General features: G+C 63.6%; 26 protein-coding genes. 16 read left to right on the top strand and 10 right to left on the bottom strand.

From position 1 onward, the window contains the following. Nucleotides 1-66 precede the first annotated feature (66 nt). The 6 genes from ACPUER_RS03955 (at nt 67) to ACPUER_RS03930 (ending at nt 5696) form a co-directional block, all read left to right on the top strand. On the top strand, nt 67-783 hold the full coding sequence (locus ACPUER_RS03955) for a 3-oxoacid CoA-transferase subunit A (protein ID WP_310130217.1): 717 nt from the start codon (nt 67-69) through the stop codon (nt 781-783). A 13-nt stretch (nt 784-796) separates the two neighbouring features. Beyond that, nucleotides 797-1453: a CoA transferase subunit B gene (locus tag ACPUER_RS03950; RefSeq protein ID WP_047903702.1), complete on the top strand. Its 657-nt coding sequence runs from the start codon at nt 797-799 to the stop codon at nt 1451-1453. An 88-nt stretch (nt 1454-1541) separates the two neighbouring features. Continuing rightward, entirely contained in the window at nt 1542-2915 is a 1374-nt protein-coding gene (locus tag ACPUER_RS03945; protein WP_425130407.1) for a 3-carboxy-cis,cis-muconate cycloisomerase, read from the top strand. Next, complete coding sequence (pcaD, locus tag ACPUER_RS03940) at nt 2915-3700, top strand: 3-oxoadipate enol-lactonase (RefSeq protein WP_175959826.1); 786 nt, start codon at nt 2915-2917, stop codon at nt 3698-3700. The genes ACPUER_RS03945 and pcaD overlap by 1 nt, the downstream gene beginning before the upstream one ends. Before the next feature lie 10 nt (nt 3701-3710). Further along, nucleotides 3711-4097: a 4-carboxymuconolactone decarboxylase gene (gene pcaC / locus ACPUER_RS03935; protein ID WP_096475453.1), complete on the top strand. Its 387-nt coding sequence runs from the start codon at nt 3711-3713 to the stop codon at nt 4095-4097. A 240-nt stretch (nt 4098-4337) separates the two neighbouring features. Continuing rightward, nucleotides 4338-5696, top strand: a complete 1359-nt coding sequence (locus tag ACPUER_RS03930; RefSeq protein ID WP_425130406.1) for an MFS transporter — start codon at nt 4338-4340, stop codon at nt 5694-5696. Nucleotides 5697-5753: 57 nt separating this feature from the next. Here the strand turns inward: ACPUER_RS03930 and ACPUER_RS03925 are convergent, their stop codons facing one another. From ACPUER_RS03925 to ACPUER_RS03910, 4 genes are all read right to left on the bottom strand, one after another. Further along, on the bottom strand, nt 5754-6002 hold the full coding sequence (locus tag ACPUER_RS03925) for a hypothetical protein (RefSeq protein ID WP_175959823.1): 249 nt from the start codon (nt 6000-6002) through the stop codon (nt 5754-5756). A gap of 106 nt (nt 6003-6108) precedes the next feature. Then, the gene (locus ACPUER_RS03920) at nt 6109-6726 is read right to left on the bottom strand and encodes a LysE family translocator (protein WP_425130405.1); all 618 of its coding nucleotides are present in this window, start codon (nt 6724-6726) and stop codon (nt 6109-6111) included. 243 nt (nt 6727-6969) lie between these two features. Next, entirely contained in the window at nt 6970-7530 is a 561-nt protein-coding gene (locus tag ACPUER_RS03915; protein ID WP_425130404.1) for a RidA family protein, read from the bottom strand. Beyond that, nucleotides 7527-8594, bottom strand: a complete 1068-nt coding sequence (locus ACPUER_RS03910) for an acyl-CoA dehydrogenase (RefSeq protein WP_425130403.1) — start codon at nt 8592-8594, stop codon at nt 7527-7529. The genes ACPUER_RS03915 and ACPUER_RS03910 overlap by 4 nt, the downstream gene beginning before the upstream one ends. Here ACPUER_RS03910 and ACPUER_RS03905 point away from each other — a divergent pair. Beyond that, nucleotides 8580-8717, top strand: coding sequence for a hypothetical protein (locus ACPUER_RS03905; RefSeq protein WP_233465565.1), 138 nt, complete (start codon nt 8580-8582; stop codon nt 8715-8717). The two genes, ACPUER_RS03910 and ACPUER_RS03905, sit on opposite strands and share 15 nt — an antisense overlap. A 41-nt stretch (nt 8718-8758) precedes the next feature. Here the strand turns inward: ACPUER_RS03905 and ACPUER_RS03900 are convergent, their stop codons facing one another. The 5 genes from ACPUER_RS03900 to ACPUER_RS03880 all read right to left on the bottom strand — a co-directional run bounded on the left by ACPUER_RS03900 (nt 8759) and on the right by ACPUER_RS03880 (nt 14617). Continuing rightward, on the bottom strand, nt 8759-9898 hold the full coding sequence (locus tag ACPUER_RS03900) for a class I SAM-dependent methyltransferase (RefSeq protein ID WP_425130402.1): 1140 nt from the start codon (nt 9896-9898) through the stop codon (nt 8759-8761). Next, nucleotides 9793-11316, bottom strand: a complete 1524-nt coding sequence (locus ACPUER_RS03895; RefSeq protein WP_208457408.1) for a class I adenylate-forming enzyme family protein — start codon at nt 11314-11316, stop codon at nt 9793-9795. Before ACPUER_RS03895 ends, ACPUER_RS03900 begins: the two co-directional genes overlap by 106 nt. Continuing rightward, nucleotides 11306-12526, bottom strand: coding sequence for an MFS transporter (locus ACPUER_RS03890; RefSeq protein ID WP_175959819.1), 1221 nt, complete (start codon nt 12524-12526; stop codon nt 11306-11308). Before ACPUER_RS03890 ends, ACPUER_RS03895 begins: the two co-directional genes overlap by 11 nt. A 107-nt stretch (nt 12527-12633) precedes the next feature. Next, nucleotides 12634-13020: an ectoine synthase gene (locus ACPUER_RS03885; RefSeq protein ID WP_072438009.1), complete on the bottom strand. Its 387-nt coding sequence runs from the start codon at nt 13018-13020 to the stop codon at nt 12634-12636. Between the two features lie 985 nt (nt 13021-14005). After that, nucleotides 14006-14617: a TetR/AcrR family transcriptional regulator gene (locus tag ACPUER_RS03880; RefSeq protein ID WP_425130401.1), complete on the bottom strand. Its 612-nt coding sequence runs from the start codon at nt 14615-14617 to the stop codon at nt 14006-14008. Nucleotides 14618-15093: 476 nt separating this feature from the next. On the opposite strand from ACPUER_RS03880, the gene ACPUER_RS03875 reads away from it, so the two are divergent. From ACPUER_RS03875 to ACPUER_RS03865, 3 genes are all read left to right on the top strand, one after another. Further along, nucleotides 15094-15681 carry a tetratricopeptide repeat protein gene (locus ACPUER_RS03875; RefSeq protein WP_175959815.1) on the top strand — a complete coding sequence of 196 codons (588 nt, stop codon included), beginning with the start codon at nt 15094-15096 and terminating at the stop codon, nt 15679-15681. 120 nt (nt 15682-15801) lie between these two features. Then, on the top strand, nt 15802-16629 hold the full coding sequence (locus tag ACPUER_RS03870; protein ID WP_072438013.1) for a hypothetical protein: 828 nt from the start codon (nt 15802-15804) through the stop codon (nt 16627-16629). A gap of 115 nt (nt 16630-16744) precedes the next feature. Further along, nucleotides 16745-17767, top strand: a complete 1023-nt coding sequence (locus ACPUER_RS03865; RefSeq protein ID WP_425130400.1) for a hypothetical protein — start codon at nt 16745-16747, stop codon at nt 17765-17767. Here ACPUER_RS03865 and ACPUER_RS03860 read toward each other — a convergent pair. Next, nucleotides 17754-18125 (bottom strand): hypothetical protein, encoded by a 372-nt coding sequence (locus ACPUER_RS03860; protein ID WP_310130244.1) that lies wholly within the window; start codon nt 18123-18125, stop codon nt 17754-17756. The two genes, ACPUER_RS03865 and ACPUER_RS03860, sit on opposite strands and share 14 nt — an antisense overlap. Here ACPUER_RS03860 and ACPUER_RS03855 point away from each other — a divergent pair. The 6 genes from ACPUER_RS03855 (at nt 18124) to ACPUER_RS03830 (ending at nt 22290) form a co-directional block, all read left to right on the top strand. Then, complete coding sequence (locus ACPUER_RS03855; protein WP_175959813.1) at nt 18124-18279, top strand: hypothetical protein; 156 nt, start codon at nt 18124-18126, stop codon at nt 18277-18279. The two genes, ACPUER_RS03860 and ACPUER_RS03855, sit on opposite strands and share 2 nt — an antisense overlap. Nucleotides 18280-18814: 535 nt before the next feature. Continuing rightward, a complete protein-coding gene (locus tag ACPUER_RS03850; protein WP_175959812.1) occupies nt 18815-19000 on the top strand; it encodes a hypothetical protein in 186 nt (61 codons plus the stop codon). Next, complete coding sequence (locus tag ACPUER_RS03845) at nt 19001-19267, top strand: DUF1488 domain-containing protein (protein WP_034181437.1); 267 nt, start codon at nt 19001-19003, stop codon at nt 19265-19267. Between the two features lie 321 nt (nt 19268-19588). Beyond that, nucleotides 19589-21187: a SagB/ThcOx family dehydrogenase gene (locus tag ACPUER_RS03840; RefSeq protein WP_425130399.1), complete on the top strand. Its 1599-nt coding sequence runs from the start codon at nt 19589-19591 to the stop codon at nt 21185-21187. 96 nt (nt 21188-21283) lie between these two features. Then, nucleotides 21284-21505 carry a hypothetical protein gene (locus ACPUER_RS03835; protein WP_425130398.1) on the top strand — a complete coding sequence of 74 codons (222 nt, stop codon included), beginning with the start codon at nt 21284-21286 and terminating at the stop codon, nt 21503-21505. 65 nt (nt 21506-21570) lie between these two features. Further along, nucleotides 21571-22290, top strand: a complete 720-nt coding sequence (locus ACPUER_RS03830) for a Crp/Fnr family transcriptional regulator (protein ID WP_425130397.1) — start codon at nt 21571-21573, stop codon at nt 22288-22290. Nucleotides 22291-22368 lie beyond the last annotated feature (78 nt).

Below are 22368 nucleotides of genomic sequence, written 5' to 3'. Positions count from 1 at the left end.
ACGCGGCACGCGCGTGTCCCCTCGACAGGCCGCGCATCGTGCCGCGGGTTCGTATCAGGAAGAGACATGGTCAACAAGATTTTCGAATCGCTTCAGTCGGCGGTTGCCGACGTCCACGATGGCGCGACAATCATGATCGGCGGCTTCGGCACGGCCGGCATGCCGTCCGAGCTGATCGACGCGCTGATCGAACAGGGCGCGCGCGACCTGACGATCGTCAACAACAACGCGGGCAACGGCGAGACGGGCCTGGCGGCGCTGCTCAAGGCGAAACAGGTGCGCAAGATCATCTGCTCGTTCCCGCGCCAGAGCGACTCGCAGGTGTTCGACGCGCTGTACCGCGCGGGCGAGATCGAGCTGGAGCTCGTGCCGCAGGGCAATCTCGCTGAGCGCATCCGCGCGGCGGGCGCCGGCATCGGCGGCTTCTTCACGCCGACGGGTTATGGCACCAAGCTCGCGGAAGGCAAGGAAACGCGCGTGATCGACGGCAAGCCGTATGTGTTCGAGACGCCGATCCACGCCGATTTCGCGCTCGTGAAGGCGTACAAGGGCGATCGCTGGGGCAATCTCGTGTATCGCAAGACCGCGCGCAACTTCGGGCCGATCATGGCCAGCGCCGCGAAGGTCGCGATCGTGCAGGTGTCGGAAGTCGTGCCGCTCGGCGCGCTGAACCCGGAACACATCGTGACGCCGGGCATTTTCGTACAGCGCATCGTCGAGGTGCCGCAGGCCGCCCATGCGGCCGAGCTGGCCGCCGAACACGCTGCATCGCAAGCCGCTTGAGGGAGATAACCAGATGAAACGACTGACCCGCGATGAAATGGCCAAGCGCGTCGCGCAGGACATCCCCGAAGGCGCGTACGTGAACCTCGGCATCGGCGTGCCGACGCTGGTGGCGAACCACCTCGACCCGAGCAAGGAAATCTTCCTGCACAGCGAGAACGGCCTGCTCGGCATGGGCCCCGCGCCCGCGCCGGGCGCAGAAGACGACGAACTGATCAACGCCGGCAAGCAGCACGTGACGCTGCTCACCGGCGGCGCGTATTTTCACCACGCCGATTCGTTCGCGATGATGCGCGGCGGCCACCTCGACTACTGCGTGCTCGGCGCGTTCCAGGTGTCCGCGAACGGCGATCTCGCGAACTGGCATACGGGCGCACCCGATGCGATTCCTGCCGTCGGCGGCGCGATGGACCTCGCGATCGGCGCAAAGCAGGTGTTCGTGATGATGGAGCACCTGACGAAGCAGGGCGAGAGCAAGATCGTCGCGCAGTGCTCGTATCCGGTCACCGGCGTGCAATGCGTGAGCCGTATCTATACGGATCTCGCCGTGCTCGACGTGACGGCCGACGGCCTCGCGGTGAGCGAGATCTTCACCGACCTGTCGTTCGACGAACTGCAGAAGCTGACCGGCGTGCCGCTGATCGACGCGACGCAAAAGGCCGCTGCCTGAACCGCAGGCGTGCCGGCGCGCGCGATCGAGCGCACGCCGGCGCGCTTGGGTGGACAATAGGCGCACGCCGTTTCCCCAATCTGATGCCATGCTCGAAGACAGCGCCCGCCTGACCTCCCTCATCTGCGGCACCGAGCCGCTCAACCGGATCTGGTCGCCGCGCGCGACGATCCAGCGGATGCTCGACGTCGAGGCCGCGCTCGCGCGCGCGCTCGCCGCGCAGCAGGTGATTCCCGCCGCCGCGGTCGCGCCGATCGAACGGGCGTGCGACGCAAGCCGGCTCGACGCCGACGCGCTCGCACACGGCGCGGCGCTTGGCGGCAATCTTGCGATTCCGCTCGTCAGGCAGCTCACCGCGCAAGTGAAGGCCGACGACCCCGAGGCCGCGAAATTCGTGCACTGGGGCGCGACGAGCCAGGACATCATCGATACCGCCACCGTGCTGCAGCTGCGCGACACGCTCGACGTGCTCGAGCCGATGCTCGACCAGGCGTGCGCATCGCTCGCGGCGCTCGCGCGCACGCATCGCGCGACGCCGATGATCGGCCGCACCTGGCTGCAGCAGGCGCTGCCGATCACGCTCGGCCTGAAATTCGCCCAATGGCTCGATGCGCTGCTGCGCCATCGCGCGCGCTTCGCCGAATTGCGCGAGCGCATGCTGGTGCTGCAATTCGGCGGCGCGGCCGGTACGCTCGCGAGCCTGCGCGAGCACGCGCGTGGCGTCACGGCCGCACTCGCGGCCGACCTGAAGCTCGCCGTGCCGGCCGTGCCGTGGCATACGCAGCGCGACCGCATCGCGGAAGCCGCATCATGCTTCGGGATGTTGACGGGTACGCTCGGCAAGATCGCGCGCGACGTGTCGCTGCAGATGCAGACCGAAGTCGGCGAACTCGGCGAGCCGGCCGCCGCCGGCAAGGGCGGCTCGTCGACGATGCCGCACAAGCGCAACCCGGTCGGCTGCGCGGCCGTGCTGACCGCCGCCGTACGCGCGCCGAACCTCGTCGCGACGGTGTTCGCGGGGATGGTCCAGGAGCACGAGCGCGCGCTCGGCGGCTGGCAGGCCGAATGGGATGCGCTGCCCGACCTCGCGCGGCTGACGGGCGGCGCGCTCGCGCAGATCGCGCAGATCGTCGCGGGCCTCGACGTCAATACCGAACGCCTTGCCGCGAACCTCGACCTGACGCACGGGCTGATCCTCGGCGAAGCCGTGATGCTCGCGCTCGGCGACCGGATCGGCCGGCTCGATGCGCATCATGTCGTCGAGCATGCGTCGAAGGAAGCCGTGCGCACCGGCGCGACGCTGTTCGACGTGCTCGCCGCCGATGCAGCCGTGTCCGCCCACCTGTCGCGCGACGCGCTCGCGCGGCTGCTCGATCCCGCACATTACGTCGGCGAGGCGCAGGCCTATGTCGACGCCGTGCTCGCGCTGCATGCGGGCACGACCCAACCAGGAGAACATTGATGCCTTTCGCCACTGTCAACGGCGTGAAACTGCATTACCGGATCGACCGTGCCGCGCGCGACGACGCGCCGTGGCTCGTCTTCTCGAACTCGCTCGGCGCCGACCTGCAGATGTGGGCGCCGCAGATCCGTCCGCTCACGCAGCACTTCAACATCCTGCGCTACGACACGCGCGGCCACGGCCATTCCGACGCGCCGGCCGGTTCGTACACGATCGACCAGCTCGCGGGCGACGTGATCGGCCTGCTCGACCACGTCGGCATCGCGCGCGCGCATTTCTGCGGGATCTCGATGGGCGGGCTGACGGGCGCCGCGCTGGCCGCGCGCTACCCGTCGCGTATCGTTCGTGCGGTGCTGTCGAACACCGCCGCGAAGATCGGTTCGCCGGAAGTGTGGGCGCCGCGTGCGCAGAAGGCGCGCGCCGAAGGCATGGCCGCGCTTGCCGACGCCGTGCTGCCGCGCTGGTTCACCGACGCGTTCGTCGAACGCGAGCCGCGCCTGTTCGACGCGATCCGCGACACCTTCGTGCATACCGACAAGGACGGCTACGCGGCGAACTGCGACGCGCTGAACGCGGCCGACCTGCGCGAAGAGGTGAAAGGCATCACGCTGCCGGTGCTCGTCGTGACCGGCGCGAAGGACATGTCGACGCCGCCCGACCAGGGCCGTGCGCTGGCTGCCGCGATTCCCGGTGCGCTTCACGTCGAATTCGACGCCGCGCACATTTCGAACATCGAGTGCACCGGCGGCTTCAACCGCGCGCTGCTCGATTTCCTGACTGCGTGAGGCACCGGCGATGGACGACCAGGAACGTTACGAAGCAGGGATGAAGGTGCGCCGCGCGGTGCTCGGCGATGCGCACGTCGACCGTTCGCTCGAGAACCGCACCGAGGTGACCGACGAATTCCAGAACCTGATCACGCGCTATGCATGGGGCGAGATCTGGACGCGCGACGGCCTGCCGCGCCATACGCGCAGCCTGCTGACCATCGCGATGATGGTGGCGCTGAACCGCGGCGAGGAACTGGCGCTGCATCTGCGCGCCGCGCGCAACAACGGCGTGACGCGCGACGAGATCAAGGAAGTGCTGCTGCAGACCGCGATCTATTGCGGCGTGCCGGCTGCGAATTCCGCGTTCCATCTCGCGGACAAGATCTTCAAGGAGCAGGACGAGGCCGCGTAAGACGGCCGGTCAGGAGCGGCCGGCTGAGGGCGACCGCAACCGATCGTGTGGCCCGCTGTCGCAAGCGTGCCGTCGACGACGGGATCGATGAACGCGCCGGCAGAGCATCGGCGCGCGGCACACCGGATGGCCGGTGGGCGAACAAAGGAAGGGCGCGGCTGCCATGCCGCATTGCTCATACATATATGGGACCGGAGTAAGCGCTGAAGCGCCAACTCCGGTCGACACAGGAGACTCGCGATGAATCGCGCAACCACGGTCGATGTCCAGACCTTCATCAACGAGCAGCCGTTCGGCGGCTTTCAGTGGCTCGTGTTCCTCATGTGTTTCGTGATCGTGCTGCTCGACGGCTTCGATACGGCCGCGATCGGCTTCATCGCGCCGTCGCTGCTCGGCGAATGGAACCTGACCAAGCCCGATCTCGCGCCCGTGTTGAGCGCCGCGCTGTTCGGCCTCGCGTGCGGTGCGCTCGTGTCGGGCCCGCTGTCCGACCGGCTCGGGCGCCGCTCGCTGCTGCTCGGCTCGGTATTCCTGTTCGGCGTCGCGTGTTTCGTGTCCGCGTTCTCGACGACCATCGGACACCTGACGATCCTGCGCTTCATCACCGGCGTCGGGCTCGGCGCGGCGATGCCGAACGCGGTCACGATGATGGGCGAATTCTGCCCGGACAAGCGCCGCGCGACCGTGATCAACCTGATGTTCTGCGGCTTCCCGCTCGGTGCCGCGTTCGGCGGTTTCCTGGCTGCGTGGATGATTCCGCATTTCGGCTGGCGCAGCGTGCTGATGCTCGGCGGCGTGACGCCGCTGCTGCTCGGCGTGCTGTTGCTGCTGAAGATGCCTGAATCGGTGCGTTTCATGGTCGCGAGCGGCCAGGCCGTCGACAAGATCCGCGCAACGCTCGCGCGCATCTCGCGCGACGCGCTGAATGCCGGCTCGTTCGCGATGACCGAAGCCGCGCCGCAGACGGGCGGCAAGGGGCTCGGCGTCGTGCTGTCGCGCTCGTACATCGTCGGCTCCGCGATGCTGTGGATCGCGTACTTCATGGGCCTCGTGATCTTCTACGCGTCGATCAACTGGATGCCGATCCTGCTGAAGGATGCCGGCCTGACGCCGAAGAGCGCGACGCTGATCTCGGCGCTGTTCCCGCTCGGCGGCGTGGGCGCCGTGCTGTGCGGCGTGCTGATGGACCGCTTCAACGCGAACCGCGTGATCGCCGTGTGCTATGCGCTGACGGCGGTGAGCGTGTATGCGATCGGGCAGGCGGCCGGCAACGTCGGGCTGCTCGTGCTGGTCGTGTTCGTGGCCGGCGTGCTGATGAACACCGCGCAATCGTCGATGCCGGCGCTTGCCGCCGCGTTCTATCCGACCGAGGGGCGCGGCACCGGCGTCGCGTGGATGCTCGGCGTCGGCCGCTTCGGCGGGATTGCCGGGTCGTTCCTCGTCGCCGAACTGACGCGCCGGCACTTCACGTTCGCGGGCGTGTTCGCGACGATCGCCGTCGCGGGCGTGCTCGCGTGTGTCGCGCTGCTGATCAAGCAGATGGCGCGGCCGCATGGCGTCGCGCAGCCGGCAGGCAAGATCGAATCGCTCGGGCATTGAGCGCAGCGCGGGCCGGTGCGATGCTCCGGCCCTTTGCGAACGGCGCCATTCGCGCCGCTATTCCTCCGCGTCGTGTTCCTTGACGAAGTTGCGCAGATACGCGCGCAGCGCGGCCTCCCGGCCGCGATGATCGGCGAGGTTCGCGGCGCCCATCTCTTCCTCGTCGCCGAACAGCGTGGGCGGCGCGCAGTAAGTGCCGACTTCGATGTTCTCGCGCAGCACGCGGATGTCGTGCGTGAGCGGGCGATACTCGGCGATCCAGTGCATCCCCTCGATATGCTCGCCCGTCCTCAGCATGGGTTTCATCGGCTTTCTCCCGGCAGCAGCGGCGCGACCGCGAAGCGGCTGCGCGCGCCCGTACCGAAAGGGTACGCCTGCATCACATGAATCTCAACGGGCGCGCTGTGAGCGCTCACTGCGGCAGCAGGTGCGCGATGAGTGGATACAGCGACAGGATCAGAAGCACGGCCATCGTCACGTTGAAGATGCGCAACGCGCGGCGATTCGACAAGAAGCGGCGCAGGCCGAGGCCGAACGCGGCCCACAGGCAGATGCACGGAAAGCCGATCAGGATGAATACGACGGCCATCCACGCGGCGTTCATGCCGTAGTCGGCGGACAGGCGGACCGTCGTCGCGGCGGTCAGCACCATCATCCAGGCTTTCGGGTTGACCCACTGGAACGCGGCGGCTTCGATGAACGTCATCGGTCGCGGCTTGGCGCCGTGCGCTTTCACTTCGCCCGACGTGCCGATGCGCCAGGCGAGATAGAGCAGGTACGCGACGCTCGCGGCTTCGAGGATCGTGTACAGCAGCGGCAGGCGCCTGAACGCTTCGCCGAGGCCGAAGCCGACGCAAAGCATCAGGATCGCGACGCCGATGCTGATGCCGAACAGGTGCGGCATCGTGCGGCGGAAACCGAAATTCACGCCGGATGCGAGCAGCATCGTGTTGTTCGGGCCGGGCGTGATCGACGTGACGAGCGCGAACAGCATGCCGGCGGGCAACGCGCTCAGGGTGAGGAATTCCATCGCGGATTCTCCATTCGGTTCGAGACTGGGATGGAGGTCAGTTTAGCGACGGTTTGCGGTACAGTACCGGTACAGTTTGGTTGACGATTGCCTGTACGGCGAGGGTGGGGGTGGGGGTGGTTTTCGGGAGGTGGGTGTTGTTGTTTCTCAGAAAAGATGTCCGCAGTCTCAATATGTTGTCTTTGAATTGATGATGAAAACATCTTGGAATAATCCGCTTCAACCCGCGCAATTTTTGGAATTTTACGTCTGCGCCTTACCCCTCGCCATGAGGCCGCCTTCAGCGGAATCCTGCCAGACGAATGCAACCAGATCCACTTCGACCGCAGCGTATCGAGGCAGCCGGAATGCGCTGAGTGACGTTCTGGCGTGTACGCCCGCTTCGCCGAACACGGAATACACCACCTCCGATGCGCCATCGGCGACGGCACTGTGTTCTTCGAATGCAGGGTCGCTTTGCATGTAGACGCCGATGCGCGGAACTGCCCGGACCCGATCGAGGGTGCCGAGTGACCGTTGTAATAGCGCGATGCAGCGTGCGGCACAGATCATCGCGCCGCGCCGACCATTGTCCACCGACACTTCCGATCCGATCAAACCGCGAATGGTGATTTCGCCGTTAAGCTTCGGAATTTGTCCACTGACGAAGATCTGGTTGTCACAGCGCATGAGCGGAGCGTACCGCCCGGCCGCACCAAAGTCGTCGTCTACGGCGAGTCCCAGCGCATCGGCAATTCCGCGGAATATCGCGTCCCGGTTCATGTCGATCATCTCCGTTTCGCCGTCCGGCGCTGTGGTATTCATTGATACACCGGCGGGGAATCGCGGGAGGTGCCCGTCGAATGCGTGATCGCGTGGCCGCCATACGCAACAGCCGCCGCGTCCCAGCCGACGTCGATGTGCGATGCCATGACCTGCAGGTCGCGCCAGTGACGTTGTGCAGGATGGGCGTCGAATGCCGCGGCGGTGCCCATGCTGCCGATCAGTCGTCGGATCGCGTCGACGCAAAGCTGCGCGATGAATGCGCGATCACGCCTGATGCGGACCGTCTCGGCAGGCGACACCGCGCGCCGCGCGGTGCCGGCCGTGTGCAAGGTGCGGACCAGCGCGTCGTAGAGACGACCCGCGCAGGTGAGCTCCGCGTCGCTTTTCGCGATGTGCCCGCAAAGCATCGCGTCGCAGCTTCTACCGCGGCTGCGGAGCGTATTGATGCAGTGCCGGTACGCGCCCTGTGCGCAGCCTAGAATCGGTCCGATGATCCACGTCGTGCTGTACGGGATGAGCGGCACGTCGTACAGATACGCGTCGGGATGCAGGTCGGCGCCGGCGGGATGCGGGCCAAAATAGTTCGAACGAGCGAAGATCCACTCGTCCGATACGTACAGATTGTCGAATGCAATATCCCTGGAACCTGTCGCGCGCATGCCGGACACGTGCCACGTGTCGAGCGCACGGACGTCTTCGCGTCGAACCACGACCTTGAAGATCTCCTGGGCCTCCGGTGCGTCCGTCCCGCTGAGTCGTGCCGAGACGATCACCCAGGTTGCGTGATCGATGCCCGAGCTGTAGCGCCAGATGCCGTTCAACCGGAATCCGCTGCCGTCCCTGACGAACGTGCCGTTCTGAACCGTGGCCGTCGCGAACAGCTGTCGCGGCCCGTTCGCGAAGATGATGTCCTGACAGGCGGCGGGCAGGCGCGCCGCAGTCGTCACATGTCCGCCGACGACACTTAACATCCAGGCCGTGGACGCGCACGCGGTGGCTGCGAGCCGCGCAGCTTCGACAAGTGTCGGGAAGTCCTGTTGCAATCCGCCGTAGCGGCGCGGTGTCAGCAGGTGGAGGAGCCCGGCGTCGTGCAGTTCGGCCATTGTCTCGGACGACAGGCGCGCGAACTGATCGGCCGCCTGTGCGCGAGCCTGCCAGCGCGGGAGCAGTTGTTCGATGCGTCGGCCGATCTGCGTGCGCTCGAGTTCGAGCCCGTCCACGCATGACCGGATCGTATCCATTGACAGGAGGTCATCATGCAGTTGCATCACGTCGCGTCTCCTCGCGGCCCGGCCACTCTGCGCGGTACGGGGTGATCGAAGCAGAACACGGGCTCGATGCAGGGTTCGCCGAGCAGCGAGACGAATTCCTCGATCGATCGTGCGTCGTTGGAGGCGACGAACTCGTGAAAATTCGTCCCGTTCCAGAGCAGATAGACATGTTCGAACCGCTCGTGGATCGACGCGACGAGCGTATCGAACGTCACCTGTCCGTTTTGCATCTGCGAAAGCATCTGGTTGCGCTTCCAGTCGATTTCCTCGCGGCTGAAGTAACGACTCTTGTGCAGTTCGTCCTTGACGCTCTCGCGCTTGTCGTACTCGTCGAGCGAATCGCAGTTGAGCTTCTCGAGGAAGAAGATCAATCCGTTCGGCTTGAGCAGACGCGCGACATGACGAATCTGGTCCGCGCGATCCACGCCATAGAACTGAAATGCGGCGGTCTCGTAGATGTAGTCGAACGTGCCGGAGAAGCGGTCGAGGCGCGCATGCTCCCGGAACAGCCGAGGGGTGACGTGGGCGAATGCCTGCGGGTGGAACGTCGAGAAGTCGTGATTGGCGAACTGGTTGAACGCCGTTTCGTTGGCCGGATTGGGCGAGTTCGTGAAAGTGCGGATCAGGCCGTTCGATCGTTTTGCCAGCGTTCTGCCGTTGGTGCCGTCGAAGGCATCGACTTCGTAAAACTCGAAGTGCTGATCCGCGTGCCGCCTGCGACGTTCGGAATACCGCGTGAGCGCGACGCCGACGCGCGACATTTCCTCCAGTATGGCTGGCACGCTGGCAAGAAAATGCGTGAACAGCGGACCGGCTTCGGCGACCATCAGGTCGTGATACGCAAGCACGTCCGGATCGCGCAGCAAATGGCGGATGCGGCTCGCGACCGATTGCTTCGGCACCTGCGTCGCGCCCGTCGCAAGGCTGTGAAAATAACTTGCCATCCGGATCATCGGCGCGCTTTCCAGGTATTGCTCCGCGCCGTCCTCGATTCCGCTTGACGTCATGGTTGACCTCTTCGCATGTGGTATCAGTTCAAACCCTGGGCGGACACCTTGCCGCCGAACGTTCTTGGCAGCGCTCGCAGGAAGTCGATGCTTGCCGGAACCGCGGCGGAATCCAGATGGCGGCGACAATGATCGAGCAGCTCGATTGCGTTGGCCGCAGATATCGCAGCCGGAACGACATAGGCTTTGGGGACGCGTGCGCCGTCTGACCGAGAAACCGGTACGACGAGCGCTTCCGCAACGGATTCGTGGTCGAGCAATACCCGCTCGACGGCGCGCGGATTCACCGGCACGCCGTCTCGAGTGAACAGGTCGCCCTTCCTGCATTGAAAGAACAGGAATCCGTCCTCGTCCATCGCGAACAGATCACCGGTCATGAACACGCGCGATTCACCGAAACATCCTTTGCGAATGACGCGGGCGGTATCGCTTTCGCGCCCCCAGTATTTCTCCATCAGCAGATCGCCGGCTACCGCCAGTTCACCGACCTGCCAGGGCTGGACCACGAGCGCATTGTCGTTGCCGACGAGGTAGGTTCTGATGCCCGGAATGGCTTTGCCGACCGAGCCGATACGTCGATCGAGTTCGGCGGGCGGCAGGTAGGCGATGCGTTTGCACTCGGTCGAACCGTAGTTGCAGTAGATCAGGACAGCGGGCAGCGCACGCCTGAGCAGGCGAATGTACTTGCCGGGCAACGCCTGTCCGCTGGTCGAGACATACCGCAGCGATTGCAGCCTCGAGGCAGGCAGGTCGCCCGATTCGCACAGACGGAAAAGCGCCGGCGGAAAGACATGCAGGCCGGTTACGCCGTGTCGCTCGATGATGTCGACGATGGCGGCGGCTGAAGCTGGCAACGCCGTCTCGACCACGGCACGGCCCCCGAACAGCAGCGGCATGACCGTGTTGTAAAAGCCGTAGTCCGAGCTCAAGCCCGGGGAGAAACTGAGCACGATGTCGCGTTCGCTATTGGCGAGATAGCCGGAGACCGAGCGGAACGCGGCAATCATGTTCCGGTGCGTGACGAGCACGCCCTTCGAATCGCCGGTCGAGCCGGATGTGTAGAAGATCGTTGCTGCGTCATCCATGGAGGGATTGCCCGCTTCGGATGCGCCGTCGGCCGCGAAGCAGACGACATATTCCGACAGGTCGCCGCGGGTCGCGTCGATCGTGACCGCGCGATGACGGGACGCGATGCGGGGCGAGGTCGATCGCGATGCCACGAGCGCGCTGGCGCCGCAATCCGCGATCTGCTGCTCCAGTTCGGCGGTGTCGATCGTGTGCCTGATGCATGCCAGTACGCATCCGGCCTTCAGGATGCCGAATGCAGCCGCCACCGCATGCACGGACATCTCCGAATAGATCGCGACGCGCGCGCCGGCGGGAATGCCGAGACGGTGAAGCGTATCGGCTATCGTCAACATCACGTCCAGCAATTCGCCGTAGGTTGCCGAACGTCCGTCGACCACCAGCGCGACTTTGTCTCGCCGGCTGCTCGCGCTGCGCTCGAAGTATTGCGGGAATCGTTCAATCATGGCATCAGCCTTCATGTGAGGACACCGAGGCCGACGAGGGGCTGTGGCCTTTTCGAATGCGGGGCGCGAGCGAGACCAGCAACCCGAGGCAACCCATGCACACGGATAGCACCATGATTACCGTGTCTGGTCCGAAACGCGTCGAGAACGCGCCTACCGCGACGCCCGCGAGCGGCTGTGTCATGTTGTTGAGGAGGATGACGACTCCCGTCGTCTTGCCGTAGTCGCGCGCGGGGATGATCTTCTGCCGCGTGCTCCGGATGTACACGTTGAACATCTTGTCGAATCCGACGATCAGGAGGAAGCCGAAAACGTACCCTGCAATTCCCGGGCTGGCTGCCGCGATAACGCCGCCGATACAGATCGAACCGAAGCCGACGAGGCCGAGGACGCGCCTCGGGACATGCAACCTCGCCGTCATCAGCAGAATCGCGATCGTCACGCACGCGCCTGCCGTTTGCAGTCCTGCGTAATAGCGTCCGCTTTCGTGATGAAAGCCGGTGACCATCGCGGCGGATGTCGCGAGCGTGACGCCGATCACGAGGTTCTCCGCGGCAGCCAACATGATGACGGACTTGAGGCCAGGGAGACGGATGACGTGAGACAAGGCCGTCTTGATCGGCGTGAACCAGGTGCCGTGCGTCCCTTCCGGCATCACGAATTCGAACGCGCTGGCCTTTTGCCAATAGGCGAGCGCGACGTCGGCTGTGACAAACAGCACGGCCGCGGCCACCACGACGAATTCCCAGCGCCACCACGACAGCAGGATCGCCGCGAGCATGGGGCCGAGCACCAGACCAAGCTGGTCGGCCAATTGCGAATACGACAACACTTTTTCGAAGCGATGGTTGCTGAATATCTGCGGCAGCATCACCTCGCGCGCAACGATGCCCTGACTCGTCAGCATGCCGCACAACGCGGACAGCGCGATCAGCCATCCGATGCCGCCGACGAGGTCGTAGGCGACGACGCCCGCGACGCATACTGCCGCGCGGAGAACCTGACTGACTCGCATCAGTTTCGTGGGCGAATACCGGTCGCAAAGCGCGCCTAGAAACGGGAAGCACAGGTATCTCGGCAGTGTTTCGAGCGAAAACGCGATGCCCGACCAGGACACGCGTCCTGTCATCTGAAAGATGACCAGCGGCACGAGAAACAACAGAATCTGGTCGGCGAGGCGGGCAAGGAAAAGCGAATGGAAAAAGGCTTGATGCTGGGCGCGCACGAACAATCACCTTTCTTTTGCGCGGAGCACGCGATGCATGCGCGCTCCTGCGGACGTTGCCGGGAGGTCTGGTACCCCGGGGCCTCCCGGAATGAGCGTATCGAGCCTCAGTAAGCGGACGCTTCTGCAGACCCCAGGTTATGCCGTTCGTGTCCCTTGAGTGGGGGATTGAAGACGCTGACAAGCACCAGATCCCCGTCTTTGCCGCCGCGCAGGTAATGCTGGTCGTGTCGATCGAGCACGTAGATGGTGCCCGGGCGGATCGGAAAGACGTTACCGTTCATGTCCTCGACCTCACCTTCGCCTGCAATGCAATAGCAGGCTTCGAGATGGTTGCGGTATTGCAGGAGCGATTCTGTACCCGCACGCACCACCGTATGGCACACGCCGTAGCCCATGCCGTCCTTTTCCGTCAACAAGCGATGGCTTGTGCCGGAGCCCCATTCGACAAGCAGCCCATCCTTTTCGACGTCTCTCAGGTTCCTGACGAACATATTCGCACTCCTTTCTTTTGTGTAAGAAATTATTGTCCTGCTCTCAGCGGAAGCGAAGCCACGAAAAAGCAAGCCAGTGCCCGTAACAGAATGGCCGGCTAAATCATGTAGTTTTTCAACATTAACCGCTGATGGCGTGGCTGGTCAAGAGCGGGATATGGGGGAATTTCCGGTGATTGTGTAAATCTACCTTGGAGGTGTTTGGGGTGAGGCTGGGCAGGCGCAATGTAGTTTATCTACATTTTTTGTGGGTTGCCTGGCTTGCCGACATAATCCGTGGCGGTGTTCCCTGGCAGCGACACTGCCTTGCGATCGCGACGTAGCGAACAAGCAGAGCGATTTCCGGTGCGTACCAAGACGTTCTCGTGTGGGCACGGCCGGCCGAGGCCAACTCGGAGTTCCTCCAGTGATTGGCATCGAATGGCGTGGCCGGATCTGACGTGCCGCAATTCGCCGCGACGACATAGGCGACAATCGCATTTCCTGAACGTCTTCCGTTGGCGGGGGAAAACCATGGACATGCAGTTAGCGGGTGAAGAACTGATAGTCAGATTCCGGGAAACGATCGACAAGGGCGTGAGCGGAATTCTGAGGCCGTGGCAGATCAGGCGGGAGGACCGCGCGCGACTGCAGGACCACCTACGCCGAGCTTCGGTCATTAGATCTCACGGTGTGGACGTCTTTTGACGGCCGATGACAGTCATCAGCCGCGAGGCGGCGTGACTATGCGGGAGATTTTTCCAAAGACAACTTTTCTGGGAATTCCCGCACCCAAGGACGTCATTTCTGAGACGGGCGATATCGAGTCATCTCGGAAAAGATGTCCGAGTTATTGATTTCAATAGGGTGCCAAAGACACCTTTTCTGAGAGCCCACAGGTGGTCTTTTTGTAGACCCGCAAAGCGTGTTTGCCGCGTTACCCGGTCGCCGCTGCTTCGAGCGAACAACATAGCGAAGCAAGTTATCTACCTATCAGGACAACCCGTCACGCGCGTTGCGTATCGGCGTCCGCATGTTTCGCGTGTCCGGTGCCGCCACGTATTTCCTGTTCCAGAAGCGCTTTCGCGGCTTGCCACGCTCGCCCCGCAGACGCCGAATCGTTGAACGCTCTCGCTTCGACTGTCGCACCGTCCAGCAGCATCATATAAACGGCCGCCAGCCGTTGTGCGGTTTCGGGCGAAACGAGATCCGCGAGCAGTTCGGCGATCCATTCGACCATCTTGCGGCGATAGCGGATCGCGACATCCGAGATGGGCGCATACGCCGTTCCGAATTCGGCCAACGCGCGCTCGAACAGGCAACCAGCGAATGCCCGCGTATTGAACCACGCTTCGTACCAGTCGAAGATCGTCTTGACCCGCTCGACCGGATCGGCGACGTGCTGCAACTGCGCGTCGATACTGCCTACGATCAGGTCGTAACGCTGGACCAGCACTTCCCGGATCAGTTCGTCCTTGCTCGGAAAATGCCGATATAGCGTCATGCGGGCGACGCGAGAATCGTCGATGATCCAGTCGACGCCGACCGGGTGAAAACCGTGCTTCGAGAACAGTTCAGTAGCTTTATCTACCACCAACTGGCGTTTGCTGGCTCGCACGAACGGTTCCCTCCTTGATCCTTCCGACTGCGTAGATTGAACATTCTAGCATCGTACCGCTCGGTCACATCCGGTCTGGCCACCGACCTCCCTGACTTGGCGGGCCTGGCCTTGATATGCGTTCGCAAGTTGTCTTGACTATGATATAGACCGATATGTATCATTTGAAACTGGAAAATGACGGTCGATGATGCGTGCTTTGAAAAAACAGGAACGCCAGCCGTCGATTTACCGCTCGACGGTGCCGCAGCGGGCACCGTGGCGGAATTGAAAGAATGCCGGAGCGGCGCCCGGTGCGCCTCGCCGGCTTCTGACGGTGCAGTGGTAATGCAAGACGAAAAGAGAACCTGAGAGAGCCTTGGGCTACGTGTCGGTGCTGGCGGATGGTATTCGCCGCGCCGCGCGCAAACCGGTGCGCGCTCGCGGGGCGGGATCGCGCGCAGCAGTCGGCGCAAATAAAACTCGAGGAAAGACCCATGTACCGCCGTTTACTCGCACCGGGGCTGCTGTTGCTGCTGGCCGCATGCGCGCAGGATCCGTCCGTGACCAGCAACACGGTGCGGATCTGCGACGACACCGGCTGTTCCGATCGTCCTAAAGATCAGGTCTCCTATCAAAAGAAGGACGATGCGGAAGATCGCGAAGACCCTCGCATCGTCGCGCTGAAGCAGGCCGCGAAGGCCCAGCCAAAGGCGGCCTACGATCTCGGCCTGCGTTATTTCCGCGGCGACGGCGTGCGCCAGGACAGCTACCAGGCACTCAAGTGGATGCGCGACGCCGCCGAGCGCGGCGACCTGCGTGCGCAGAAGGCGCTCGGCAGTTTCTACCTGTTCGGCCTCGAGGAAATGGGCTCGGATCCGCGCGAAGCGGACAAGTGGCTGTCGATCGCGGCCGGCCGCGGCGACAAGGAATCGAAGAAGCTGCTCGAGCTCGCGCGCAAGGCGAAGAAGGAAGACGAAGAAGACTGGAAATGGCGCACGCAATGGCGTGATGTCTATTACGGCTACTGGAACTCGGGCTATCCGTACTACGGCGTCTGGAATCAGACGTACTGGTACTACTGACCGGGCCGGAAGCAACGGGGGCGGCAGCGGGGAGACCACCATCGCGCGCCACGCCGGGGGGCTTATCGACGTTCGTACGGACACGTAAGCCGAATAACGACTCTATCGAACGATAACGACATGAAGACCATCCTTTCCCATCGTCTCACCCAAGGTGCGCTGGTTGCAGCGCTTTGCGCGTCCGTCGCGGGCTGCGGCGGCGTGGTGACGCCCGGCGGCCAGAACGCCGGCGTGACGGGCGCCGCGGCAGGCGGCACGAGCGCCGGCGCCGATTCGGGGCTGCAGCGCTGCGCGTCGCCGCTCGGCACGATCGCGGTCGACGACGGCCGCAACGCCGACTGGTGGGGCCCGTTCGGCAGCGCGACCAAGATGACGACGATCGACCCGCTGCTGCGCCTGGCGGTGCAGCAGTCGAACTGTTTCGTGATCACGTCGATCGGCAACCAGAAGAGCGACGCGCGCCTGTCGCGCATCACGCAGCTGCAGCGCAGCTCGGGCGAATACCGCGCGGGCTCGAAGCAGCAGAAGGGCCAGCGCGTCGCGGCCGACTACTACATGGAACCGCAGATCGTCATCAACGATTCGCCGATCGGCGGCATCGGCAGCATGATCGGCGGGCTGATCGGCAACGGCGCGGTGGCGGCGGTGGCCGGCCACCTGCAGGCGAAGGCATCGGTCGTGACGCTGACGCTGTTCGACGTGCGCTCGGCCGTGCAGATCGCGGCGTCGGAAGGCAGCTCGACGGCGACCAACTACGGCGCTGCGCTGGGCGGTTTCGGCGGCGGCGTGGGCGGCGCGCTCGCCGGTTTCTCGTCGACGCCGGAGGGCAAGGCGACGGTCGTCGCGTTCATCGACGCGTACAACAAGATGGTCGTCGCACTGCGCAGCTACAAGGCGCAGGACGTCAAGGGCGGCCTCGGCCGCGGCGGCCAGCTCCAGGTCAACTGATGTCCCCGGGCCGGCGGTGCGCCGCCGGTCGATTTCCGATACGTGAATGTCCGTGCGTGCGGCGTGATCTGCGCGTATCGGCTTCGTTCGTCCCTTTCGTTCCGAGGTGACTCAGATGAAAGCCTTTGCATTGATCGCATTGACCTGTCTGGCGCTGACCGCTTGCGGCGGCGACGACAATTCCTCGCCCGCATCGTCCGGCAGCGGATCGGGCACGAGCAATAACGGCGGAAGCGGCGGCACTGGCGGCACGGGTTCCGGCGGTACGGGAAGCGGTGGCAGCGGCGGTTCGAGCGGCTCGGGCGGCAGCACGCTGACGCTGCGCTACGACGCCCAGCCGACCGCTGCGGATCAAGCGAGCTTCCTGACGCTGCTCAACAGCGAAGGCGCGAAGGGCTATCGTTATCTGGGCGACTACTTCTACAACGCATCCAACGGCGGTTCGCGCTCGATCTTCGTGAGCGACGGCACCGCACAGACGTACACGTACCAGCTGCAGTCGACGCCCGCCGACATGACGGGCTTCGTCAGCCAGGCCAACGCGCAAGGCGCGAGCGGTTACCGTTTCGAAGGGCCGCTCACGTACGGCTATCTCTATCGCAAGGACGGCGGCTCGTCGGCTACCTATACGTATGCGACAACGGGCCTGGCGGCCGACACGAACGCGTTCCTCGCGCAGGCGAACGGCCAGGGCCAGTCGGGCTACTGGTTTGTGGGCCCGATGATGGTCGGATCGGTGCAGGCGAACGTGTACATGAAGAACAACGCGTCGAATTCGACTTATACGTACGATGCGCTGGTGCCGACGTCGAACGTCAGCGACTTCATCGCGCAGGCCAACAGCGAAGGCGCGAAGGGTTATCGCGCGAAAGGCGGGATGCTGTTCGGCAGCACGATTTCGTGGGTCTACGTGAAGGACCAGACGCAGTCGCCGACCTTCACGTACCAGTCGGCCGCGATCCAGGCGACCGGCGCCGGCTTCGTCCAGCAGTCGAACGATTTCGGTGCGCAGGGCTCCGCGTATCTGGGCGATCTCGCGCTCGGCACGACGACCCCGGTGATGGCGTCGTTCTATTTCAAGCCGGCGAATTGCACGGGCTTCCTGTGCACGACGCTGAATCCGCTCACGCAGAACTGAGCGGGTGCCTCTGGCGCAGCAGCATTGCGCAGGTCATTCGCTGCTGAATGACCCGCGCCCGCTGGATCGAGTGCCTCAGGTGCGCCACGTCATCCGTGGACGCATCTTTTGCCGCCGGCTTGCCGGCGGTATTTCGTTTTCGCGTACGGCAGAAGCCAGCCAAACGCCGGCCCCTTTTTGTCCGGCGGACCAGAAAATCGGCCGGAACCGAAGCGAAGCTGCCGGCCTCCATCGACCGCCGGGCCAGGGAAACGCTGATTCGTTTTCCTGAGGGACAGAAGCCGTGCCGGACGCTGGTTTCCGCGAGTGCATCACCTACAATGTAAAGATGGTCGCGACCTGTCAAGGAGGCTGCCATGACTCAGTCAATGATTAGCTTTGTAGTTGGCCTGGCGGTCGTACTCGCCATCGCGGTCATGCTGGCGCTGCGTTACCTGCGCGACCACAAGGGCGAAGGGATGGTTCAGTGGCTTGACGCACATCACATGGGCTGGTTGCACCACAAGCACTGACGGCGTGGTCGATGATGCGGTTCCGATCCCGCTCCACGAAGCAGCGACGACAGTTGGGCGCGACGCTGAACAAGCCGCCGCGCACGCTGCGCATCGCTTGGGTCGCGGGGCGGGGAAAATGCTGGCCGGCGGCCGCCCAGTCCGGTTGATGACAGTAGTGTGGCCTGGAGGGAATCGTGCCGTTGATGGCCCTTGACGCGAGATAGCGCTTGCATGGCCGTGATATAGGGCGCATTCTCATGAGGTTCGATGTGCGCGACCGGTGATTTTGTTTCGACTCCTTACGCTTCCCCCTGTCCGCACGGGTTCCGCAGAACGCTCACCACAATGACCCCGCGCGCGAACGTCGAAGCTGCGAACGTCGTGCGTCAACCCGGCCTCCCCGCGAGGCTCGATCCGGCAGTTCAGTGCGCAACAGAGGCCGTCGGCGGCAAGCCCGCGGGTAGTCCGTTCGTGCCTCCTGTGGGCCGGACGACGACGAAATTCGGTCACCGCGACGGTCCTGACATTTGAAATTCATTTTTCGGGAACCGGCATGCCCAAGCAAACCGAAGTAAAGTCAGCCACGTCCGTCAGGCAAAACGATTACGTCGACGCGCAAAAGTCCCGCGCCCAGGCACTGAAGCGCGCGGACATCGAGCGCGCCGAGAAGCGACGCGAAAACGATGCCCGCCTCGATGTCAACGCGAGCAAGTGGCGTTATATCTGCCAGGAGGGTTAGATGGGAAAAATCGACGCGGCACTCAACTTCCCTAATCCCAGTCGCACCTACGACATGTCCAGACACTGCGTGTGCTTCTGGGGCTACGACAATGCTCGCGAGATTACCTTTCTGGTCGACGATGCGATGCTGGCGAAACTGAATTCCGACATGGATTCGAGCGAGCCCGCGTTGCTGGCGGCCTTCGACCGCAACCGCGATCGGATCCTGGGGCTCGCCAGAGATCTTTACAAGGGCGGCCCCCAGAACAGGTACATGATCTCGTGAGACGGGGCCGGTTTGCGCATGCACCCGACCCGGCGTGTGCCTTCCTTCTGACCTGCACTGGCCGTGAGTAGTCGTCTGCGGGCGTCGGGACTGCCGACCGTTCGGGCGGAGAGCACGGACGGCTCGATCCGGCGGGCCCGCGACTATTTCCTGTCGATCGCATGCTGAAGAGCTCGGGGAAAACAAGCACTCGCACCTCGGCGAATTCGACGTTGAAGGAAGGCGCGCGCCGGATTCCCTGACGTGATGACGGCCGCGCTTCAGCGTCGAGCCATCCGGTTTTGTACAGTGCGTATGCGGTATTCCGGGTCTGAGGTGGACATGGATCGGTTAAGGCATGCGCTGCTTGATTATCACGAACGCAGCAAGCACCGTCTCGACTTCTACGCTCCCGGCCCCGGGAGGCTCGACTGGGCAACCCAGCCGGACCCGTTCCGGGTGTTTCGCGGCGCACCGCGCGTTGCTCTGCCATTAGCCGCGGACACGCTGGCCACGCGCTACAACGCGTTGCGTTGCGGCAACCTGCCGACCGCGCACGAATTCGATCTGTCCAGTCTGGCAATCCTGTTCGAACTCTCGCTCGGCTTGTCGGGGGGGAAATCCTATGGCGCCCAGCGGTGGGCACTGCGCTGCAATCCTTCGAGCGGGAATCTGCATCCGACCGAGGGCTATCTTCTGTGTCCGGCCCTGCCCGGCTTGTCCGCAGGCGTCTACCATTACCTGAGCCGGGATCATGCGTTTGAACATCGTGCCGCGGTGGACAAGCCGCAATGGACCGACGCGTTTTCGGGAAGTGGCATCCTGGTCGGCATCAGCTCGATCCATTGGCGCGAAGCGTGGAAATATGGCATGCGCGCCTGGCGCTACTGCCAACAGGATTGCGGCCATGTCGTCGCTGCGATGAGTTATGCAGCAGCTGCGCTCGGCTGGCAGACGCGATTGATGGAGGCGGCTGCGGATGATGCAGTGGCCGATTTGCTTGGCGTGGACCGCCGCGAAGATTTCAGCGAAGCCGAAGCGGAGGCGCCGGATCTTTTGCTCTGGATCGGCAACCCCGAGACGCGACCCGATCTCGACAGCATGCGGCTCGCTTTGGGCAGCGCACAGTGGCACGGGCGCGCCAATCAACTGAGTTCGGGGCATGTGGCCTGGCCGGACATCGATTCGATTCATTGCGCCACGTACAAGACCCGTACTCGCGAACCACCGTCGCCGAACCCGGAGCCGTGCCCGGCGCCGTCGACGCCAGCCCTCGATCTCGGCTTCGCCCGAATCGCCAGGCAGCGTCGCAGCGCCGTGAATTTCGATGGCACGACGCGCATCGGCGACGCGGCCTTCTTCAGCATGCTGACATGCCTGCTGGCACGTCCCGGCACACCGCCGTGGAATGCGCTGACGTCTCCTGCCGCGGTGCAGGCGGCGCTGTTGGTGCATCGCGTCGACGGCCTGGAGCCGGGCCTCTATATGCTCGCAAGAAACCCTGACGCACTGCCGGATCTCAAGCGATCCCTGCGTCCGGAATGGCTGTGGCAAAAGACCGGGCCGGACGACCTGCCGCTCTATCTTCTACTGCCTTACGATTTGCGCGCGGCGGCAAGGTTGATCTGCTGCCACCAGGATATCGCCGCCGATTCCTGCTTTGCGCTCGGGATGATCGCGAGATTCGAAATCGCGTTGAAGCAGCCATGGCGTTATCGCCATTTGTTCTGGGAATGCGGGATGCTTGGCCAGGCGCTCTATCTCGAAGCAGAAGCCGCCGGCGTGCGCGCGACGGGGATCGGCTGCTTTTTCGATGATGAAATGCATGCATTGCTCGGCGCGAAGGACCATGTCTGGCAATCCCTGTATCACTTCACCGTCGGTGGCGCGGTGGACGATCCACGTCTGTCGGAATTTCCGCCGTACGAGAGACAGCCTTGACGGACAGCCCACGCGTCGATCCTGTCCGGATTCGACCTCTCCGTTCGATTTCACCCGGAGTGCTAGGATGATTGAACATGTGCAGAAAATCACATCATGGACGATTTCACATTCAGTACCAAAACACACTTCGCACGCATTCGTGTGATGGAATCTGCGCGTGGTGTGTACCGAGGTCATGTGTATTTGCGCCGCACCGACGAGGGGCCGAACGATGATCCCCCATACCAGACCGATTTCGATCGGGAGCAGTACGATCTCGCGCTCGAAGACGCCAAGATTCTCGCGCAACGTCTGCTTCGCGAGTTCGAGTCTTGAGCCGATGACGCTTCGTGGCGTCGAGTCGCGTTGGGGGAAGGCCGCAATCACTGCAGGAGCGAGCTATGTCGGCGCAGCCGTCCCCGATTGAAAATCATCTGCTCGCAGCCTTGCCGGCAGAAGCTCTGGCGCATATTTCGCCGCAGCTTGTGCTGGTCGACATGCCGTTGGGAAAGGTGCTGTACGAGTCGGGTGGTGCACTCAGTCATGTCTATTTTCCGACGACCTCCATCGTCTCGCTGTTGTACGTGATGGAGGACGGTTCGTCAGCCGAAATTGCCATCGTCGGCAACGACGGGCTGATCGGCATCGCGCTGTTCATGGGGGGCGAAACGACCCCGAGCCGCGCGATCGTCCAAAGCGCCGGACACGCTTACCGACTCGATGCACGCATCCTGAAAGACGAGTTCCGTCGAGGCGGGTCGATGCAGCGGCTCTTGCTGCGCTACACCCAGGCGCTCATCACCCAGATGGCGCAGACCGCCGTCTGCAATCGACATCATTCAATCGATCAGCAGCTGTGCCGCTGGCTCCTGCTCAGTCTCGACCGGCTGCCGTCGAGCGAACTGAAGATGACGCAGGAGTTGATCGCCAACATGCTCGGTGTCCGACGATTGGGCGTGACGGAAGCTGCGCTGAAACTTCAGGATGCCGGATTGATCTGGTACAACTATGGGCACATCGAAGTATTGGATCGATCCGGGCTCGAAAAGCGTGTGTGCGAATGCTACGGCGTGGTCAGGAGAGAATTCGACCGCTTGCTTCCTGATTTGAAGCGCCTTTAGAACCGGCACCGAGGCCACGCGCCTGTCCGTGCCATCGGGTTCGTACGGCAGCGTACCGACTGCCGAAGCCCGCAGGTG

Source organism: Burkholderia sp. DN3021 (genome assembly GCF_049805555.1).
In the GTDB taxonomy this organism is placed as follows: domain Bacteria; phylum Pseudomonadota; class Gammaproteobacteria; order Burkholderiales; family Burkholderiaceae; genus Burkholderia; species Burkholderia pyrrocinia_C.
The sequence above is the reverse complement of the archived record's forward strand: the minus strand, read 5'-3'. Positions and strand labels throughout refer to the sequence as shown.

Bases quoted from the DNA above. Each gene is read 5' to 3' on its own strand.
- ACPUER_RS03920 (WP_425130405.1), bottom strand. From the start codon at position 6,726: ATGGAATTCCTCACCCTGAGCGCGTTGCCCGCCGGCATGCTGTTCGCG.
- ACPUER_RS03930 (WP_425130406.1), top strand. From the start codon at position 4,338: ATGAATCGCGCAACCACGGTCGATGTCCAGACCTTCATCAACGAGCAG.
- ACPUER_RS03950 (WP_047903702.1), top strand. From the start codon at position 797: ATGAAACGACTGACCCGCGATGAAATGGCCAAGCGCGTCGCGCAGGAC.
- ACPUER_RS03850 (WP_175959812.1), top strand. From the start codon at position 18,815: ATGCCCAAGCAAACCGAAGTAAAGTCAGCCACGTCCGTCAGGCAAAAC.
- pcaC (WP_096475453.1), top strand. From the start codon at position 3,711: ATGGACGACCAGGAACGTTACGAAGCAGGGATGAAGGTGCGCCGCGCG.
- ACPUER_RS03845 (WP_034181437.1), top strand. From the start codon at position 19,001: ATGGGAAAAATCGACGCGGCACTCAACTTCCCTAATCCCAGTCGCACC.
- ACPUER_RS03945 (WP_425130407.1), top strand. From the start codon at position 1,542: ATGCTCGAAGACAGCGCCCGCCTGACCTCCCTCATCTGCGGCACCGAG.
- ACPUER_RS03865 (WP_425130400.1), top strand. From the start codon at position 16,745: ATGAAAGCCTTTGCATTGATCGCATTGACCTGTCTGGCGCTGACCGCT.
- ACPUER_RS03830 (WP_425130397.1), top strand. From the start codon at position 21,571: ATGTCGGCGCAGCCGTCCCCGATTGAAAATCATCTGCTCGCAGCCTTG.
- ACPUER_RS03840 (WP_425130399.1), top strand. From the start codon at position 19,589: ATGGATCGGTTAAGGCATGCGCTGCTTGATTATCACGAACGCAGCAAG.
- ACPUER_RS03925 (WP_175959823.1), bottom strand. From the start codon at position 6,002: ATGAAACCCATGCTGAGGACGGGCGAGCATATCGAGGGGATGCACTGG.
- ACPUER_RS03885 (WP_072438009.1), bottom strand. From the start codon at position 13,020: ATGTTCGTCAGGAACCTGAGAGACGTCGAAAAGGATGGGCTGCTTGTC.
- ACPUER_RS03895 (WP_208457408.1), bottom strand. From the start codon at position 11,316: ATGAAGGCTGATGCCATGATTGAACGATTCCCGCAATACTTCGAGCGC.
- ACPUER_RS03860 (WP_310130244.1), bottom strand. From the start codon at position 18,125: ATGGCAGCCTCCTTGACAGGTCGCGACCATCTTTACATTGTAGGTGAT.
- ACPUER_RS03910 (WP_425130403.1), bottom strand. From the start codon at position 8,594: ATGGCCGAACTGCACGACGCCGGGCTCCTCCACCTGCTGACACCGCGC.
- ACPUER_RS03870 (WP_072438013.1), top strand. From the start codon at position 15,802: ATGAAGACCATCCTTTCCCATCGTCTCACCCAAGGTGCGCTGGTTGCA.
- ACPUER_RS03955 (WP_310130217.1), top strand. From the start codon at position 67: ATGGTCAACAAGATTTTCGAATCGCTTCAGTCGGCGGTTGCCGACGTC.
- ACPUER_RS03915 (WP_425130404.1), bottom strand. From the start codon at position 7,530: ATGAATACCACAGCGCCGGACGGCGAAACGGAGATGATCGACATGAAC.
- pcaD (WP_175959826.1), top strand. From the start codon at position 2,915: ATGCCTTTCGCCACTGTCAACGGCGTGAAACTGCATTACCGGATCGAC.
- ACPUER_RS03875 (WP_175959815.1), top strand. From the start codon at position 15,094: ATGTACCGCCGTTTACTCGCACCGGGGCTGCTGTTGCTGCTGGCCGCA.
- ACPUER_RS03855 (WP_175959813.1), top strand. From the start codon at position 18,124: ATGACTCAGTCAATGATTAGCTTTGTAGTTGGCCTGGCGGTCGTACTC.
- ACPUER_RS03835 (WP_425130398.1), top strand. From the start codon at position 21,284: ATGGACGATTTCACATTCAGTACCAAAACACACTTCGCACGCATTCGT.